Origin of the sequence: Tsukamurella soli, assembly GCF_039541155.1 — a bacterium.
GTDB classification, from domain to species: domain Bacteria; phylum Actinomycetota; class Actinomycetes; order Mycobacteriales; family Mycobacteriaceae; genus Tsukamurella; species Tsukamurella soli.
Genome location: NZ_BAABFR010000104.1, coordinates 1 through 17,037, shown reverse-complemented (window position 1 = coordinate 17,037; position 17,037 = coordinate 1). Strand labels below are relative to the sequence as shown.

Annotated in this window: 17 protein-coding genes and 1 pseudogene; 7 read left to right on the top strand and 11 right to left on the bottom strand. The window is 70.1% G+C overall.

The annotated features are described in order from the left end of the window. Positions 1–126 (top strand): universal stress protein (locus ABD908_RS22445; protein WP_344994490.1); only part of this gene is annotated, 126 nt, incomplete at its 5' end. Between the two features lie 42 nt (positions 127–168). Here the strand turns inward: ABD908_RS22445 and ABD908_RS22440 are convergent. The 3 genes from ABD908_RS22440 to ABD908_RS22430 form a co-directional block, all read right to left on the bottom strand. Beyond that, positions 169–2,136: an ATP-binding cassette domain-containing protein gene (locus ABD908_RS22440; protein WP_345000205.1), complete on the bottom strand. Its 1,968-nt coding sequence runs from the start codon at positions 2,134–2,136 to the stop codon at positions 169–171. A gap of 9 nt (positions 2,137–2,145) precedes the next feature. Next, positions 2,146–3,438, bottom strand: coding sequence for a type III polyketide synthase (locus tag ABD908_RS22435; protein ID WP_345000203.1), 1,293 nt, complete (start codon positions 3,436–3,438; stop codon positions 2,146–2,148). 82 nt (positions 3,439–3,520) lie between these two features. Further along, positions 3,521–5,107, bottom strand: coding sequence for a fatty acid desaturase (locus ABD908_RS22430; protein WP_345000201.1), 1,587 nt, complete (start codon positions 5,105–5,107; stop codon positions 3,521–3,523). Positions 5,108–5,307: 200 nt separating this feature from the next. Between ABD908_RS22430 and ABD908_RS22425 the strand changes: the two genes are divergently transcribed. Further along, positions 5,308–6,171, top strand: a complete 864-nt coding sequence (locus ABD908_RS22425; protein WP_345000199.1) for an LppX_LprAFG lipoprotein — start codon at positions 5,308–5,310, stop codon at positions 6,169–6,171. Positions 6,172–6,239: 68 nt separating this feature from the next. Here ABD908_RS22425 and ABD908_RS22420 read toward each other — a convergent pair whose 3' ends face one another. Together ABD908_RS22420 and ABD908_RS22415 are read right to left on the bottom strand one after the other, a co-directional pair. Continuing rightward, entirely contained in the window at positions 6,240–7,664 is a 1,425-nt protein-coding gene (locus ABD908_RS22420) for an NAD(P)/FAD-dependent oxidoreductase (RefSeq protein WP_345000197.1), read from the bottom strand. 99 nt (positions 7,665–7,763) lie between these two features. Continuing rightward, positions 7,764–8,345 carry a CGNR zinc finger domain-containing protein gene (locus tag ABD908_RS22415; protein WP_345000195.1) on the bottom strand — a complete coding sequence of 194 codons (582 nt, stop codon included), beginning with the start codon at positions 8,343–8,345 and terminating at the stop codon, positions 7,764–7,766. Between the two features lie 100 nt (positions 8,346–8,445). On the opposite strand from ABD908_RS22415, the gene ABD908_RS22410 reads away from it, so the two are divergent. Beyond that, positions 8,446–9,600, top strand: a complete 1,155-nt coding sequence (locus tag ABD908_RS22410; protein WP_345000193.1) for an EamA family transporter — start codon at positions 8,446–8,448, stop codon at positions 9,598–9,600. A gap of 184 nt (positions 9,601–9,784) precedes the next feature. Here the strand turns inward: ABD908_RS22410 and ABD908_RS27700 are convergent. Then, positions 9,785–10,099: pseudogene (locus ABD908_RS27700) on the bottom strand (GNAT family N-acetyltransferase); the annotation flags it as partial. A 170-nt stretch (positions 10,100–10,269) separates the two neighbouring features. Here ABD908_RS27700 and ABD908_RS22405 point away from each other — a divergent pair. Further along, positions 10,270–11,151 carry a hypothetical protein gene (locus ABD908_RS22405; RefSeq protein WP_345000191.1) on the top strand — a complete coding sequence of 294 codons (882 nt, stop codon included), beginning with the start codon at positions 10,270–10,272 and terminating at the stop codon, positions 11,149–11,151. 26 nt (positions 11,152–11,177) lie between these two features. Here the strand turns inward: ABD908_RS22405 and ABD908_RS22400 are convergent, their stop codons facing one another. From ABD908_RS22400 to modA, 3 genes are read right to left on the bottom strand one after another with little or no spacing between them, the layout of a single operon-like run. Next, a complete protein-coding gene (locus ABD908_RS22400) occupies positions 11,178–12,233 on the bottom strand; it encodes an ATP-binding cassette domain-containing protein (protein WP_345000189.1) in 1,056 nt (351 codons plus the stop codon). Next, the gene (locus tag ABD908_RS22395) at positions 12,221–12,997 is read right to left on the bottom strand and encodes an ABC transporter permease (protein ID WP_345000187.1); all 777 of its coding nucleotides are present in this window, start codon (positions 12,995–12,997) and stop codon (positions 12,221–12,223) included. The genes ABD908_RS22400 and ABD908_RS22395 overlap by 13 nt, the downstream gene beginning before the upstream one ends. Continuing rightward, entirely contained in the window at positions 12,997–13,797 is an 801-nt protein-coding gene (gene modA, locus ABD908_RS22390; RefSeq protein WP_345000185.1) for a molybdate ABC transporter substrate-binding protein, read from the bottom strand. Before modA ends, ABD908_RS22395 begins: the two co-directional genes overlap by 1 nt. A gap of 59 nt (positions 13,798–13,856) precedes the next feature. On the opposite strand from modA, the gene ABD908_RS22385 reads away from it, so the two are divergent. Then, a complete protein-coding gene (locus ABD908_RS22385; RefSeq protein WP_345000182.1) occupies positions 13,857–14,291 on the top strand; it encodes an acyl-CoA thioesterase in 435 nt (144 codons plus the stop codon). A 12-nt stretch (positions 14,292–14,303) separates the two neighbouring features. Here ABD908_RS22385 and ABD908_RS22380 read toward each other — a convergent pair whose 3' ends face one another. Both ABD908_RS22380 and ABD908_RS22375 read right to left on the bottom strand, forming a co-directional pair. After that, entirely contained in the window at positions 14,304–15,218 is a 915-nt protein-coding gene (locus ABD908_RS22380; RefSeq protein ID WP_345000180.1) for a DMT family transporter, read from the bottom strand. 18 nt (positions 15,219–15,236) lie between these two features. Continuing rightward, positions 15,237–15,815, bottom strand: a complete 579-nt coding sequence (locus tag ABD908_RS22375; RefSeq protein WP_345000178.1) for a DUF1990 domain-containing protein — start codon at positions 15,813–15,815, stop codon at positions 15,237–15,239. A gap of 64 nt (positions 15,816–15,879) precedes the next feature. Between ABD908_RS22375 and ABD908_RS22370 the strand changes: the two genes are divergently transcribed. Beyond that, on the top strand, positions 15,880–16,311 hold the full coding sequence (locus ABD908_RS22370) for a type II toxin-antitoxin system Rv0910 family toxin (protein WP_345000176.1): 432 nt from the start codon (positions 15,880–15,882) through the stop codon (positions 16,309–16,311). Between the two features lie 51 nt (positions 16,312–16,362). Further along, positions 16,363–17,037: exodeoxyribonuclease V subunit gamma (locus tag ABD908_RS22365; RefSeq protein WP_345000174.1), on the top strand; the 675-nt coding region annotated here is incomplete at its 3' end.

Below are 17,037 nucleotides of genomic sequence, written 5' to 3'. Positions count from 1 at the left end.
CTGGTGATCGGTGTCAAGCGCCGCAGCCCGCTCGGTAAGGCGGTGCTCGGCTCGGTCAGCCAGCGCCTGCTGCTGCACAGCCCGATCCCGGTCCTCGCCGTCAAGCTCGACGACGACGAAGAATAGGGCCTCGGCGTCCGTTCGGTCGTGCCGGCCGAACGGACGCCCTCAGTCCGCCACGGCGCCCTCTACGACGGCGCCCGCCACGATGCGGCCCACGTCGAGCTTGATCAGCTGATCCGCGCGATCGAAGTAGCGGTCGTCGTGAGTGATCACGACGACGGTCTTGCCGCGGCGCTTGAGCTCGGTGAGGATCTCGTCGTAGAACAGGTCGCGGAACTGCGGCTCCTGGTCGGCCGCCCACTCGTCGAACAGGTAGATCGGCCGGTCCTCGAGCAGCGCGGTGAGCAGCGCCAACCGCTTGCGCTGCCCTTGGGACAGCGCGATCGTCGACAGCCGGCCGTCGTGCACCGTCACCTTGTGCGCGATCTGCAGCCGCTCGAGCAGCCGCCGGACCTCGTCGTCGATGCCGGGGCGGAGGAACCCGAGGTAGTCCTCGAACAGGTGGAAGTCGGTGAACACCGCAGCGGAGTTCTGCCGGAACCACTCCACATTGTCGTGGCTGATCTGCTCGCCGTTGAGGGTGATGGTGCCTTCGCGAGGCACGTACAGCCCGGTGATCAGCTTGGCGAGCGTCGACTTACCGCTGCCGTTACCGCCGACCACGAACGTGACCTGCCCGGGCTCGAACGCCATGTCGAGCGGGCCGAGCGAGAAGCCGTCGGGCTGCTCGGATCCGGGCGGGGGCGGGAATGCTCCGGGTCGGCCGGGTCCGCCCGGCCCGGCGAACGGCTGTGGCGGATGTCCGCCGAAGCCTCGCGGGCTCGCTCCATCGCGCCCGCCCCGGCGTCCCGGCCTCGGTCGGCCGGAGCCGTAGTCCAGCCCGTTGACGTCCGGCCGCGCGCCGAACCCGTCCGGGCCGTTGTGATCGAGGCCGTGCCCGCCGGGGGCCGGTCGGCCGGGTGCTGGACGGCCGGGTGCTGGACGGCCGGGTCGGTGCGGCGGGCCACCCGGGGGCGGGCCGAGCGGCCCGCCGTCGTTGCCCATCGGCCCCGGGGCGCCGTCGGTGAGGTAGGTGTAGCCGACCCCCGACAGCACCAGGCGAGCGGAATCGACCGCCGGGCGCTCGGTGTACGGGAGCGCGGCCTCGTCGTGCGCGGCCTCCATCGACAGGCTCATCGCCTGGATCTTCTTGAGCGCCACGTCGCCGCGCAGCAGGTCCGGGATGCGGTGCATGACGTTCTGCATCGGCATCGCCAGGAACGTGGTGATCAGGACGTAGCCGAACATCACCTCGTGCGGCAGCCGCAGCATCTGCGCCATCGCGAACAGCACGAACGCCATCGTGCCCAGCTGGAAGATCTGTCCGAACCCCTGCGCGTACGAGAAGCGCGAACCGGCGTCGACGTTCTGGTCGCGCAGCGTGCGGGCCGTCCCCAGCAGATGTCGGTCCATGAAGTCCTCGCGGCGCCCGCGGTGCAGCTTGAGCTCCTTGATGCCGGTGGTGACGGCCTGGAACGAGTGCAGCAGCGCGTCCTCGTTCTCGCGGGCCGCCCGGAACAGGCGGCGGACCCGCTTGAGGAAGGTCTCGACCATCGCGATCGTGACGATCGTCGCGCCCACGGTGATCGCGAAGATCGGCCCGGAGATGCACCAGAGGTAGACCAGGCATCCCACCACGGTGGCCAGGTCGATGCACATCATCGGGATTGCGGAGGCCGCCTGTGACAGCGAGCGCACGTCCTCCGTGAGAGTGGCGATCAGCCGGTGCATGCCGAGCCGTTCGAGGTGCTCGAGCGGCGCCGAGACGATGCCGGAGCTGAGCTTGGCGCGGAAGATGTAGACGGCGTTCTGAGCGAGACGGATCAGTAGGACCTGCGACACCAGCCCCGCCACGACGACCACCAGCGCCGTGACGATGAAGTGCGTCTGTGAGTCGGGACGTGGCATCGGTGAGACGACGCCGTTGATGAGCGTGACGAGGTAGGCGTTCGCCACGCCGCACACGAGGCCGGCGACGATCGCGGCGCATATCCCGGCCCAGTTGACCGAGAACAGGTACCTCAGCAGTTGCATGGCCGGAACCTATCGTCCGTCACCGAGAGGTTCGTCGCCGTCGACCGCGGGCTGCTCGGCGGCCGGTTCTGAGACGACGATGTCGAACAGGACACCCTCGAGCGTGACGCCGGGCGCGAAGGAGAACGCGACCCCCGTCGTCACGCCCGGTGCGCCGGGATCGGCGACGGCCCGGCGTGCCATCCGCTCGAGCACGAACACGAGCGACACGCTGAGCATGTTGCCGTACTCGGCGAGCACGTCCCAGCTCACGTCGGCGACAGCGGGATCGAGGCCCAGCGAGAGCGCCGACTGCTCGATGATCTTCGGTCCGCCGGGGTGGATCGCCCACAGCGCGATGTCCGCCTGCGTGATTCCGTTGTCGGCGAGCACCTCGTCGATCACGGGGGCGACGCCGCGGCGGATGTAGTCGGGGAGTTCCTCGGCCAGCTCGCAGGTGACACCGTCGTGGTTCACGCCGAGCACGATCCCGTCCTCTGCGCCGTCGAGCAGCCGGCTGAAGCCGTCACGGAGCACGATCCGGCCGGCGGGGAGGGGCTGCTGCACCTGGCCGGCGCCGATCACCATCGCGCCGCAGCCGTCGCCGAACAGGCTGTGCGTGATCACCTCTCCCAGGTCGTCGCCGAACACCGCGTTCACCGAGCTCAGCTCGAGGCACACGACGAGGGCCTTGTGATCCGGGTGTGCGCGGACGTGGTCGGCCGCGGTGCGGATGCCGTTCATCGCGGCCGCGCAGCCCATGAAGTTGACCACCAGGCGGCCCACCGAGCGGGACAGCCCGAGCTGCTCGAGCACCGCGATGTCGACGCCCGGCGCGATGAAACCGGTGCTGGTCACGAACACCAGCAGGCCGACATCGGCCGCGTCGGCGGCGGCGTCCGCGAGCGCCCGGCGGGCGACGTCGACGGCCAGCGGCACGGCGTGCTCGAAATACAGGCCCATGCGCTCGCGGATCGTACCGGGCCGGCGGCTGTACTCGAGGAACTCCGGCGCAAGGGGGTCCACAGCGAGGTGCCGCGTGCGGACCATGGTCTTCGCGTACACGCGCGGGATCCGGGTCTGCTGCCGCGGGTCGTCGAAGAGCTCGGCGACGCGCCGGGCACCGTCGGCCTGGTCCATGACGAGACCGGGTGTGCCGGTGGCGATGCCCTCGACGACCGCGATCGAGGTCGACGGTGCCGGTGGCAGCGCTGGTGCGTGCGGACCGGGCCGGTCGCGCCGGTCGGGCGCGGCGACGGTGCGGGAACTCGGGTGGGGCACAGCGCCCGGGCCGGGTGCATGATCGTGGATAGGGGTGGACATGGCGCACCTCCTTCGGTGAGGCGGTTGACGGGGACCGTGGGGTCGGGTGGAGACGCGGTGATGAGCCGCGATGGGGTGACGGTCAGACGGTGCCGATGCCCGTGAACCCCTTGATCGTGTAGTCGGCGCATGTTTTGAGCGCGGCCGGGGAGAAGTGCTCGCGCCAGAACCCGAGGTCCTGTTCCTGCGCCGGCCGGGACCGGGCGCCGAGATACGTCGCCACCTGGGTCGGTAGGCGGTCGAAGAAGAAGCTCTTCGGTGGCAGCCATTCGACTCCGAACGCCGCGGCCTCCTCCCGGATCACGTCCTCGGAGGCGATGTTCGCGAATCCCGACCGCTGAAACGGCAGGACGTGGTGCGCGCGGTGGCTGGACAGGCCGGCCGACAGGAAGCAGTCGACATAGCGGTTGCCGACCACCCGCAGGTCGTACGCCTGCTCGAGCTGGTTCACCGCCCAGTCGTCGGGATCGCCGGTCTCGAGGTCCTCGGTGTCGACCTCGAAGTCGTGGCTTGCGACCACCATGAACGTGCTGATCCACATCGTGACCACGAACTGCAACAGCCATGCCCAGAAGTCGCCCATCGCGATGAACGCCGCGAGCTCGGCGAGCAGCAGCAGGCGGGTACCGAAGGCGCCGACGAAGTGGGGGAGGCCGCCCCGCCACGACCCGTACATGTCGGCCATGCCGACCTTTCGGGTGAGTTTGCAGATCTCGAACATCCGGATCGTCATCCCGCTGACTGCGTGACCGAACTTGTGCAGCGTGTGGATCGGAATGCGGAAACCGCGCGGCAGATCCATCATGAAGGTGAAGACGTTCTTCTTGATGTCCACCTCGCTCTGCGTGTACGGGTGGTGCAGCAGCGCGTGTCCGTCGGCTGTGACGAATGACAGTGCCACGTAGTTCATGTCGAAGGCGTTGACGAGGATCTTGTTAGCGCCCTTCTGGGCGCGGTGTATCGCGTAGTGGCCGAATCCCGCGAGCGAGCTGCGCAGGACCACCATGAGGACGACGAATGCCCACAGGGGCATCCAGCTGCGCTCGAACAGGCGCAGACCCTCGACCGCGAAATACGCGACGAAAAGCACCACGGCGACGATGTCGAAGTACCGGTCCATGCGTTTGATCCGCGCCGCGAGTTCCGGCTCGGCGATCCGTGCTTTGACCCGATGCAGCAGGTCGCCCTTCTCGTCGAACCGGTACTGCGGGGTGTCGCGCCAGCTGTCGAAGCCCTCCCGGAACAGGAAGTCGGGGGCGTTGTTCTTGGGGTGGACGTCCTCGAGGACGGCATCCCGGTCGAGCGCGAACCGTTCGATCATCCGCGCGATCTTCTCGGGATTGCGGTGATAGGCGCCGATGATGGATGTGATGTCGCGGTTCTTGGTGCGGCCGATGAAGAACTCGCCGCCGGGGTGCTTGGAGATCCATTCGGTCAGGTCGTACGCACGGCCGTTGAACACCCAGACGTTGGAGAGCTGCGGGCCACCGTCCGGACCCGGGGCGCGCCCGAGGTCCCGCTCCGCGGGCCGGTCGCCGGGTGTTCCCGGCCCTTCCGTGGGATGTCGGTCGGGAGTATCCGCCGGGGTCGATTCCGGCGCGGTGTCGGCCGGTGCGGGGGCACTCTCCGTGGGGGCGTTCTCTGCGCCCGGCGGATAGTCGAATGGCATGGCGTCATCGTCCCCTTGTCAGCTAGCCCGTCACCAAACAATCGCTTAACTGGATCGTATGCGGATGCGGGTGCGTTTCACCGTGTGGGTGGGTTGGTCGACCTACACGTGCGAGACGCTATCGTAAACTTCTTGGACACGGTTTGGTGCTACTGCGAATACACACCAACCCAAGATGGGTACCGGTTAGCATCGTGCCCATGAACCAGTCCACACGCCCCACCGTCAACGATCACTCCGCCGATCCGCGCCGCCTTCGCCGGGCTGCGCTTCCCGCCATCGCCGTCGTGACGGTGTCGGCCGCGCTTCTCGCCGGCTGCACCAAGGGCAGCAGCGAGGGGGTTTCGACGAGTGCCGCCGCCACGTCCAGCTCCGCGGTGGCGGAGTCCGATACCGGCATCCCGTCTGCGCAGGGAGCCGGCTCGGCGACGCCGGCGGCCCCGGTCGACCTCAAGAACGCCCCCGCGCTGCTCGAGCAGGCGTCGCAGGTCACCAAGATGATGCACTCGGTGCACATCGTGATGGACGTCTCCAAGGACGTGCAGGGTGTGCCGCTGCAGAACCTCACGGGTGACGTCACCAACCAGCCCGCGGTCGCAGCACAGGGCAACGGTGTGTTCCGGATCGGTGATCAGTACGTGCAGACGAAGTTCGTGGTCGTCGACGGCACGCTGTACGCAGAGCTCACCGGCAACACGTACAAGAACTTCGGGCAGGCCCAGAAGATCTACGACCCCGCAGTGATCCTCAACAAGGACCTTGGGCTCGGCCATCTGCTCGAGAGCGTCACCGCCCCCACGGTTTCCGGCGAGGAGACGCTCGCGGGCACGCCGACGGTGCGGATCACCGGCACCGTCGACTCGAGCGTGGTCGACAAGATCATCCCGAGTAAGTCGCAGACAGGTGGTCCGGGCACGTCGGGCTCACTGCCCATCACCTTGTGGATCACCCAGAAGGCCCCGTACAGCCTGGTCCAGACCAAGATCACCATGGGCAAGGGTGACGTCACACTGCAGACGTCGAACTGGGAGAAGCCGGTCACGATCGTCAAGCCGACCTCCTAGCGAGTAGAAGCCGCCCCCGTCTGCCGTGGCGGCGGACGGGGGCGGCTTCGTGCTCTACGGCGCTGCTGTCAGCTGGCCTTCTCGTCGTCCTGCTTGGGGAGGGCCTTCGCAGGCGAGCTGGTGTGTACGGGCGGGATCGCCACCGACGACCTGCCGTTGACCTCGATCTCCTGCAGGGCGTCGAGCGCCGTGCGCGCGTACACCTGCTGCTCGGTCACCGTCATCTGCCCGCGCTTGTTGGTCAGGAAGGTGACGGCCCACGACATCAGGGTGACGACCCGGTTCTGGTAGCCGACGATGTACCACAGGTGCAGGCCCAGCCACATCAGCCAGGCGATGAAACCGCCGAACTCGAACTTGCCCACCTTCGCCACCGCGCTGGCGCGCGACACCGTCGCCATCGAGCCCTTGTCGAAGTACTTGAACGGCTTGCGCTCGGCGGGCTGCTGGCCGGTGAGTCCCGCCTTGATCGCCTTCGCGGCATAGGTGGAGCCCTGGATGGCGCCCTGCGCCATGCCGGGGACACCGTCGACGGCCATCATGTCGCCGACGACGAAGACGTTCGGGTTACCGGGGATGCTGAGGTCCGGCAGCACCTTGACCCGGCCTGCCCGGTCCAGCTCGACCCCCGACTGCGCGGACAGGATCTTGCCCAGCTTGCTCGCGGACACGCCGGCGGACCACACCTTGCACTGCGCCTCGATGCGGCGCTCGGTGCCGTCCTTCTCCCGGACCGTCAGACCGTCGGCGTCGACGTTGGTCACCATGGCGCCGAGCTGGATCTCGACGCCCATGCGCGTGAGGCGGTCGGCGGCCATCTTGCCGAGCTTGGGGCCCATCGGGGGCAGCACGGCGGGCGCGGCGTCGAGCAGGATCACCCGCGCCTCGGTCGCGTCGATGTTGCGGAAGGCGCCCTTGAGGGTGTTGTCCGACATCTCGGCGATCTGGCCGGCGAGCTCGACACCGGTGGGGCCGGCGCCGATCACGACGAACGTGAGCAGCCGCTGGCGCTCCTCGTGGTCGTGCGACAGCTCGGCCTGCTCGAACGCGCCGAGGATGCGGCCGCGCAGCTCGAGCGCGTCGTCGATGGTCTTCATGCCGGGCGCGAACTCAGCGAACTGATCGTTGCCGAAGTACGACTGGTCGGCGCCGGCAGCGACGATGAGGCTGTCGAACGGCGTGACCGTCGTGCGCTCGAGCAGTTGCGAGGTCACGGTGCGGTTCTCGAGGTCGATGTCGATCACCTCGCCCAGCAGGACCTGTGCGTTGCGCTGCTTGCGCAGGATCACACGGGTCGGCGGCGCGATCTCACCCTCGGAGAGGATGCCCGTCGTGACCTGGTACAGCAGCGGCTGGAACAGGTGATGGGTGGTCTTGGCGATCATCGTCACGTCGACGTCCGCGTTCTTCAGAGCCTTCGTGCCGAACAACCCACCGAACCCGGAACCGATGATTACCACTCTGTGGCGGGCCGTTCCGTCGTCCAAGCTCATCTCAATGCTCCTGCTGTCTCGATCTGTATCGCGCCGGCGAGCCGGCCCTACTGCCCTACAACCGTAGCGGCACCGGCCCCGGCCGTCGCGCGGCGACGCCTAGTCCGTGCCGGAGTTCGACTGGTGTTCACGCTCGGCATGCGACCGTCGTTCACGGTACGCCGCGACGTGTGTCCGGTTCGCGCAGTTGCCCTCGGAGCAGAACCGGCGCGACTTGTTGCGCGAGAGGTCCACCAGAACGCGGTCGCAGTCGGCGGCCGCGCAGGTCTTGAGGCGGTCGGTGTTGCCGCTGCGGACCAGGTCCACGAGGGCCATCGCGGTCTCGGCGCGCACACGTACCGGGATGGGGGCGTCGTCCGAGGTGAAGTGCAGATGCCAATCCCACTTCCCGTGCCGCGTCAGCCGCGGCTGCTGTGGCGACTCGGCGAGCAGGGAGTTGACGATGGCGGCCACGCCGTCCGCGCCGCGGGCCGACCATACCTCGGCGAGTCGGTCACGCAGGTCGTGGATCGCGACGAGGTCGTCCGCCCCGGTGCTACTCCAGCCGGTGAACTCGTGGGTGCGCAGGAACTCGCGCAGGGCGCCGACGGTGGCGAGGGCATCGCCGCCGTCTCCGCGGACGGTGTTGAGCAGCGCCGCCGCCATCACCAGCGACGGCTCTGTGTCATGGGCGAAATCCATTTGACTCCTTACCGGAGGCGTCGTTACTGTAAGCAGCGTAATCGAAGTGGCTCATTACACGACCCGACGGGACGTGACAGCGGGAACGGGAGGTGGACACGTGCGTGACGCGCGGATGGCGAGGGGGATCGCGGTCGCCCTGATGTCGGGGGTCGCGTTCGCGATGTCCGGCCCGTTCGGGAAGCCGCTCATGGAGGCGGGCTGGACGCCCGGCGCGGTCGTCCTGACCCGACTGTGGATCGCGGCGGCGGTCACGGTCGTTCCCATGGTGCTGTTCGCACGCGCCCGGCTCGTGACCCTGCGCCGGGCGCCCGGCTCGGTGATCGCGTACGGGTTGATCGCGGTGCTCGCAACCAACCTCAGTTACTTCTACGCCGTGGCGCGGATGTCGGTGACGGTGGCACTGCTGATCGAGTTCTCCGCGCCGGTGGTGGTGATCGCGTACCTGTGGGCCCGATTCGGCCGGCGCCCGTCCGCGCTGACGGGTGGCGGCGCCGCGATCGCCGTCGCGGGGCTCGCGCTCGTGGTGGGCGCCGGGCATGCTGGTGCCGTGGTCACCCCGGCCGGCGTGGCGTGGGCGTCGGTCGCTCTGATCGGCGTGGTGGGCTACTTCCTGATGGCGCACGACGGTTCCGAGTCGGCCGACGGGCCGGAGGTCGACCAGCTGGCTCTCGCCGTGGGCGGCCTCGTCGTGGCGGCGCTGGCACTGACCGCGTTGTGGCTGGTCGGCGCGGTCCCGGTCCGGGTGGTGACGGTCCCGGTGCACCTCGGCGTGCTGGGCACGGCGCCGTGGTGGGTGCCTGCGCTCGTGGTCGGGGCGGTCGCGACCGGCCTCGCATACCTCGCGGGCATCGTCGCGATCAATCTGCTCGGTCCCACTCTCGCGTCGTTCGTGGCGTTCAGCGAGGTGCTCGTCTCGACCCTGGCGGCGTGGGCGTTGCTGGGGGAGACCCTGGCGCCGGTGCAGCTCGGTGGTGCGGTGCTGATCGTGATCGGCGTCGTGGGGGTCAAGCGGGGCGAACGATCCGACTCCGGGTCGGATCCTGCGCTCGCTGGGGACTCCGCCGATCCGGGATCCGCTGATGGGCGAGCGTTCGATCCTGCGGGCCGGGCGCCGTGCGCGGCAGCGGGCCCGACTGCCGGCCGGGGGCGCGTCCGTAGGCGAGTGCCGCGAGGGCCGGGTCGTAGGCGGGACGCGGGTCGCCGGTCGGCACCGGAAAGCCCGGCTCGGGCCGCAGCGACTGCAACGGAGTAGCCGACCGGGTCGGGCGCGCGAGCCACGTCTCGCGCAGAACCTCGTACTCGATCCGCGCGTACGGCGTGAGGTCGAGGCCCAGGGGCTGCGGGTCGTCCGGCCCGGCACCGTCGTCGTCATCGACGTCGTCGGCGAGCGACTCCCAGTCGTGCATCGCCACCTCGACGGGGTACATGCCGAGCGTCTCGAGGATGCGCCGCGATGGGATGTTGCTCAGCGCCGTCGAGGCGTAGACGCGCGCCGTCGAGGTGTGCGCGAAGGCGTGGCCGACCAGCGCGGCGGCGGCCTCGCTCGCGAACCCGCGCCGCCGGAACGGTGCCAGGACCGTATAGCTCAATTCGAGGCCGACGGCGACGGCGCTGTGCCGGGGCGCGCGGATCGCGATCCGGCCGAGCGTGCTGCGCAGGTGTCGGTCGACGATGGTGAACCGTCCGCCGGCATGTGGGCGCAGGTGGAGCCGCGCGGTGTCGATCCCGGCGCCGAGCGGGTCGACTTCCATTCTCACGCGGCCTTTCCATGTGCGGACCACACCGGGCGTCGGTCCGGGGCGGGGTGACGGTTCAGCGTATCGCCCGGGATGCGCGTTTCGGGGGCGCTTGGCGGGGGTGTCGCGCCGGAGCCGGCGGAGGGGCTGCGGCAACGCCCGGTACGGCTGCAATACTGGCTCGCGTGAGTTATCGAATCGCCCTCGCCACGGCAGCCGCGTATCCCGACCTGGACGACGACGGACGGCTCCTGCTCGGCGCCCTCCGCACGGCCGGACACACGGCCGAGCCCGTGGTGTGGAGCGACGCTGATGTCGACTGGGAGCAGTACGACGCCGTCGTGCTGAGCGGTACCTGGGACTACTCGCAGCGCTACGACGACTTCCTGGGCTGGATGTGGACCGTCGCGAGCAAGACGCTCGTCTTCAACCACGAGCCGTTGGTCCGCTGGTACGCAGACAAGCGGTACCTGCGGGACTACGAGTCCGAGGACGTCAACATCGTGCCGACCCAGTTCATCACGGTGCACGACCCGACGCTCGAGCACGACTACCTCGGTGTCGAGCACATCGTTCGGCCGTCGATCAGCACGGGCCTGACCGAGACCCGCCGCTTCGGGCCGGAGGAGTCCGATGCCAGCCAGGCCGAGATCCAGCGGATCAAGGACATGGGAAAGACGGCGATGGTCTCGCCATACCTGGAGTCCGCGGACGAGCGGTCCGCGGTGTCGTTGGTGTACCTCGATGGCGAGTACAGCCACGCGGTGGCGTGGAGCCCGCGCGTCGAGCGCGGTGTCGAGCCGTCCGGTGACGTGCACCCGGTCCTGGACGTCGTAGACGTGGAGCCCACCACGGCCGAACGGCAGATCGCCGACTACGCGCTCGAGCGCGGCGTCACCGAGGTCCCGCTGTACGTCCGCGTGGACCTGCTGCGGACGCCGTCGGACGAGCCGATGGTGCTCGAGGTGCAGCTCGTGGAGCCCAACCTCTTCCTATCACGGGTTCCCGGGCTGGTGGACAAGTTCGCCCGCCAGATAGCTGGGCGGATCGAGCGCGCCCGCGCCTGACCCCCGCGTAGAGCCCTGGCGCCGGCTCAGCGCCCGGCCGGGCGCATGCGCCCGCGGTCGAGCACGGCGGCCACCACCGTTCCGGGCACCAGTTCGGAGTACCGCTCCAACGGAACGTCCGCCGTCAGCATCGACGGCGGGCGTCCCGCGTCCCCGGACGAGTCGTCGGGGGCACCCGCGCGACCGTCGACGTCGGGTCCGACGTCGACGAGTAGCGCGACGCGGCACCGTCCGGCCGTCACCGTCACGTCGGTGACCCGGGCGGGCAACTCGTCGCCGGCCGCGTGTCCCGGTCGGACGTCCACGGCGTCGGGTGGGAACACGACCGCGCCGTCGGCGGTGGTCAGGTAGTTCAGGCCGGTCAGCTGTGCGACGAACCGGGTGGCCGGCGTCAGCAGCGCGGCACGGGTGGGGCGGTGGTCGACAAGGGCGCCCTCGTGCAGCACTGCCACGGAGTGGGCGAGGGCCAGCACGTCCGCGGCGTCGTGCGTCACGATCACGGCCGTGCGCCCGACGAGCAACTCGTGCAGCATGGTCCGCATCGCGGACGCAGTGGTGACGTCGAGCGCGGCGAGCGGCTCGTCGAGCAGCAGGACCTCGGGCTCGGCCGCAAGCGCGCGGGCCAGCGCGACCCGTTGCGCCTGTCCGCCGGACAACTCCGTCGGCTTGCGTCCGGCGAGGTCTCCCGCTCCCACGGCGTCCAGCCAGCGGTCGGCGCGCGCGCGGGCCGCACCCCGCCGCACCCCGCGACTGCGGGGCGCGAACTCCACATTGGCCCGCACCGATAGGTGGGGGAACAGCCGGGTGGTCTGCGCGAGCAGCGCCACGCGGCGCCGATGGGGCGGCACCCATATGCCCGCGGCGGGGTCGGCCACCGCCCGGCCGCCGATCTCGACCCGCCCGTCCCCGGGGCGCAGAAGCCCGGCGACCGCGTCGACCATCGTCGACTTGCCGGCGCCGTTGCGTCCGACGAGGGCCGTGGTCTCGCCGCCCGGCAGCTCGAGGTGTACGGCGACGCCGCGATCGCGCAGGCGCACGTCGCACAGCAGGCCCGGCGCCGCCGGTGGTGTCAGCGTTGCCACGTGCGCGCCCCGGTGCCGTACACGGACGCCACGATCACCCCGGCCACCAACACGAGTAGGAGGGACAGTGCTACCGCGGCCTGCGGGTCCGACTCGTTGCGCAGGTAGATCTCCAGCGGCAGTGTCCGCGTCGTTCCGGCGAGCGAACCGGCGAACGTCAGCGTGGCCCCGAACTCGCCGAGCGCCCGCGCGAACGTCAGTACGACGCCGGACACCACCGGCGGCAGCATCAGGGGGAGTGTCACGCGGCGCAATACGGTGCCCGGCGCGGCGCCGAGGGTCGCGGCTGTGCGCTCGTAGTCGGTGCCCAGGGCACGTACCCCGCCCTCGACCGACAGCACCAGGAACGGCAACGACACGAACGCCTGAGCCAGGATCACCGCGAAGGTCGTGAACGCGATGTGTGATCCGATACCGGCGAACTGGCCGATCACCCCTCGGCGCCCGAACGCATACAGCAGCGCGATGCCGCCCACCACGGGCGGCAGCACCAGCGGCAGCAGCACCACCGGACGGACGACGCGCATCACGCGGTGCCCCGAGCGAGCCAACACCAGACCCATGGGAACTCCGACGAGGATGCACAGCACCGTCGCCGCGAGTGATGTCTCGATCGACAGCCACAGCGCTGTGCGGGCGGAGTCCGACGTCACCAGGGACAGGAAATGGGCCCAGTCGACCTTCGCGACGATCCCCGCGAGCGGCAACACGATGAACAGGACACCCGCGGCGACGGGCGCCCACAGCCACCGCGGGGCGTACATCACGGCTTGGCGAAACCCGCCGCGGCGAGGGCAGCCTGTCCCTCGGTGCCGGTGATGAAGGCGACGAACTCCTTGGCGGCGGTGGGGTTCTTGGCGCCGGCGAGGGTCGCGATCGGGTAGGTGTTGACCGCCTTGCCGGCCTCGGGGAAGTTCACGGCGGTCACCGCGGAGCCGGCGCCCTTGGCGTCGGTGGTGTACACCAGGCCGGCGTCCGCCTGGCCCGTGCGGACCTTGGTCAGCACGCTGGTGACGTCGTCCTCCTCGCTGACCGGGTGCAGGGTCACGCCGGTCGTCTTCTCGACCTTCTCGGTGGCGGAGCCGCACGGGACGGGCTGCGCACACACCACCACCGACACGCCCTGCCGGTCGAGGTCACGGAACGTCTTGATGCCCTTCGGGTTCCCCGGCGCCGTGACGATGGTGAGCGTGTTGCGCGCGAAGTCGACCGGCGTGCCGGACACGAGGTGTTGGGAGGTGGCCTTGTCCATGTTGGCGGTGTCCGCGCTCGCGAACACGTCGGCGGGCGCGCCCTGCCCCAGCTGGGTCACCAGCCCGGACGAGCCACCGTAGCTGAACTTCACCGTGATCGCCGGGTGCTCGGCGTGGAACTGCGCGCCGAGCTTGTCGAACGTCTGCTGCAGGCTCGCGGCGGCGAACACGACAAGAGTCCCGGACCCGGCGGCCTGTGAGACCGCGGCCGATCCGGAGGCCGGCGCCGACTGGTTCGAACCGGAGTTGCAGGAGGTGAGGGCGAGGACGGTGGCGGCGGTCACGCCGACGGTGGCAAGGAGGCGCTTCATGCGCGGAACCTTACGTCCCCCAGCGGGGCCCGTCACGCCGGGCTGCGAGAATCGGTTGTATGGCGAAGCAGGATGTGGCCGTCGCGATGCGGTGGTCGGACATGGATGTCAACGCACACGTCAACAACGTGGTGCTGATGCGCTATCTCGAAGAGGCGCGAATCCGGTTCATGATCGACCTGTTCGGAGTGCACACCGGGCCCGACGCCATCCTGGTCGCGCATCAGGAGATGGACTACATCAAGCCGCTGCTCTACTCGGTAGAGCCGCTGCGGATGTCGGTCTGGATCACGCGGCTCGGACGCAGCGGCTTCGATATCGGATACGAGATCTGGGACGAGTCCGGCGATCTGTGTGCCCTCGCGGAGGTGACGCTGGTGACGATCCACGCCGAGACCCAGCGGCCGTGCCGCATCCCCGAGGACATGCGCGCCGCGCTCGACCCCGCTCTGGGGGAGCGGGTACCCCTGCGCCGCCGGGTGAAGGGGGAGTAGCTCCCGACCCGCTCAGACGTCGGGATTGCAGGCGGGTGGCGCGCAGTTCGGCACGCCGTTCTCCTGCCCGGGCGCCGACGGTGCCGGGCTTCGCCGGGCGAGCACCACGGACGTCGCGATCATCGCGACCACGGACGCGATCACCAACACGCCCCGAACGCCCGTCAGCACCACCGACTCGTCGAGGACCACGCCGCCGAGTACCGCCGCACCGACGGGCTCACCCACGGTGATCGCGGGTAGCGATGCCGAGATCGGGCCCAGCTGGAACGCGCGCTGCTGCAGGTACATCGCGCCTATCCCGCATGCGGCCAGCACGTACAGCCGCCAGTCGGTCAGCAGCCGCAGTAGGTTGTCGCCGAGGCCGGCGTGTTCGAACGATGTCAGCACGGGCTTCGTCAGCACGGTCGTCACCGCGAACAGCACGCCCGTCGCGACGCCGAATGCCAGCGCGCGGAGCGAGCCGCGCAGCGCGGGGATGAAGCCGATCACGACGGAGCAGGCCGTCACGATCGCCATCGCGACCAGCGGCCACAGCCAGTCGGCGCCGGGAGCGTCCGGCAGGCCGTCGGTGGGGTCGCCGACTACGAGGAACACGGCCAGAGCAGCGGCCAAGACCGCCGCGAGTACCCAGGTGATCCGCCCGACCCGGGCGCGGGTGAGGATCGCCGAGATCGGCAGGGCGAACAGCAGGGTGGTCACGATCAGGGGCTGCACCACCAGCACGGAGCCCACGGCCAACGCCGCCGCCTGGAACAGGTAGCCGCCGATGTCACCCACGATCCCGAGCCACCACCGGGGGCTGTGCAGCAGCTCCGACATCAGCGGCTCGCCCGCCTCCACCTGCGCGGCCTCGCTCTGCTGCGCTGCCGATCCGCAGGCGAACAGGAAGGCCGCCACCAGGGCGAGGAGAACGGACACCGTCATCGAGGACACGTAAGCAACCTAGCCGTGTGCTCGGACAGGTCCGCGCGGGGCCGCGCCGGCGTCGCGCGGCGTCACCGCGGCGAGGTAGCGCCGCGCGAACAGGTTCTGGAGCATGCGGGCGAACGGTCCGCCCAGGGCGACGAGCCGGTTGCCGGGCCGCGAGAAGGCGTACACCGACGCCGACACGGCGCCGTCGGAGCGCAGCTCGACCGCGAACAACTCCTCGCCCGATTCGGGGTGGCCGGGCAGCGTCCCGTACGCGAACCCCGCCACCGTCGGAGAGTCCAGTACGTATACGACGCGGCACGGGAGCGCCGGCAGCAGCCGCCCGATCCCTTGGAACCGCAACCGCAGCGACGTGCCCGGCGCCGCGCGTGGCGTCGACGCCTCGACGTCCAGGCCGGCGCCGCGCTGCATCACATAGCTCAGAACCTGCTCGCGGACCTGCGCGAACCGCTCAGGCCCGCGGCCGACGACGCGGTCGTGACGCAGCACGTGCCACCCCGCCGGCGGCCGCCGCCCCGGGGCTGTCGCGCCCACATCGGGGTAGGTGAATGCGGGCGGCTCGGGCTCCTCCGAGCGTCGTTGGTCGATCACCCTCTCGACGCTACCGCCTGCCACGATATGTTTCGACGCGACTTCTATCGTGAGGAGAGCCCGAGTGGCGAAGGTCGAGAGCACCATCGATGTTCCGTTGAGCCCCCAGGTCGCGTGGGACAACGCCGCGGACCTCGAGCGACTGCCGGAGTGGGTGACGGTGCACGACGGCTGGCGCAGCCCGTTGCCGGCGGAGCTGAAGAAGGGGACCACGATCAGCGCCGTGGTCCAGGCCAAGGGCCTGCGCAACCGTGTGCAATGGACGATCACCGAGTACGCGCCGCCCCAGCGGATAGTCCTCTCGGGCAAGGGCATGGCCGGTACCAAGTACACGCTGACGGTCGGCGTCACGCCGCACGGCTCGGGCGCGCGCATCCAGCTCCGCGTCGACCTGGGCGGCGCTCCGTTCTTCGGCCCGGTCGGCATCGCCGTCGCGCGTGCCCTCAAGGGCGACTTCGAGCAGTCCCTCGCGCGGTACATCGAGTTGTTCGGCTGAGAGCTCTTCGCTTGAGCAGACCTGTCGGTCCGGCGTGTTAGAACTCTGGGCATGTTGACCATCCATCGGGCTGTACGTGCGGACGTGCTCGTCGACGCGCTCGCAGACGTGCTGGCGGTGCCCGGCGACGACGCGTTCGCGCCCGAGATCGTCGCCGTCCCCGCCCGCGGCGTGGAGCGCTGGGTCACGCAGCGGCTCGCGGGCCGGCTGGGCGCCGATCGATCGGGGGACCCGGTGCGGGGCGACGGGATCGCGGCGAACATCGCGTTCCCCTCGCCGGCGCGTCTGGTCGCGGAGACGCTGGCCGAGGCGGCCGGGATATCCCCGGACGACGACCCGTGGACGGGGGAGAGCCTGGTGTGGCTCGTGCTCGCCGCCGCGGACGAGTTGGCCGGCGAGCCGGCGGGAGCGGTGCTCGCGCACCACCTGGGCAGGTCCGACGGTGGCGTGCAGCCCGGGGACGGCCGCGCGACGGCGCTCGCGCACCGTACGGGACGTCGCTACGCGACCGCCGAGCTGCTGACGCGGCTGCTGCGCTCCTACGCTGCGAACCGCCCGGAGATGCTGGTGGCCTGGGCCGCCGGTCGCGCCGTCGACGGTGTCCCCGCCGGCTCGGATCCGGCGGGCGCCTCGTTGGACGGCGACCTCGCATGGCAGGCCGAGCTGTACCGGCGGGTCCGCGAGCGTGCGGGCGTGCCGGGCCCGGCCGAGCGGCTCGCCGACGCG

Excerpts from the sequence above, each read along its gene's own strand:
- ABD908_RS22440 (WP_345000205.1), bottom strand. The coding sequence starts at position 2,136 with ATGCAACTGCTGAGGTACCTGTTCTCGGTCAACTGGGCCGGGATATGC.
- ABD908_RS22435 (WP_345000203.1), bottom strand. The coding sequence starts at position 3,438 with ATGTCCACCCCTATCCACGATCATGCACCCGGCCCGGGCGCTGTGCCC.
- ABD908_RS22430 (WP_345000201.1), bottom strand. The coding sequence starts at position 5,107 with ATGCCATTCGACTATCCGCCGGGCGCAGAGAACGCCCCCACGGAGAGT.
- ABD908_RS22425 (WP_345000199.1), top strand. The coding sequence starts at position 5,308 with ATGAACCAGTCCACACGCCCCACCGTCAACGATCACTCCGCCGATCCG.
- ABD908_RS22420 (WP_345000197.1), bottom strand. The coding sequence starts at position 7,664 with ATGAGCTTGGACGACGGAACGGCCCGCCACAGAGTGGTAATCATCGGT.
- ABD908_RS22415 (WP_345000195.1), bottom strand. The coding sequence starts at position 8,345 with ATGGATTTCGCCCATGACACAGAGCCGTCGCTGGTGATGGCGGCGGCG.
- ABD908_RS22395 (WP_345000187.1), bottom strand. The coding sequence starts at position 12,997 with ATGTACGCCCCGCGGTGGCTGTGGGCGCCCGTCGCCGCGGGTGTCCTG.
- modA (WP_345000185.1), bottom strand. The coding sequence starts at position 13,797 with ATGAAGCGCCTCCTTGCCACCGTCGGCGTGACCGCCGCCACCGTCCTC.
- ABD908_RS22385 (WP_345000182.1), top strand. The coding sequence starts at position 13,857 with ATGGCGAAGCAGGATGTGGCCGTCGCGATGCGGTGGTCGGACATGGAT.
- ABD908_RS22380 (WP_345000180.1), bottom strand. The coding sequence starts at position 15,218 with ATGACGGTGTCCGTTCTCCTCGCCCTGGTGGCGGCCTTCCTGTTCGCC.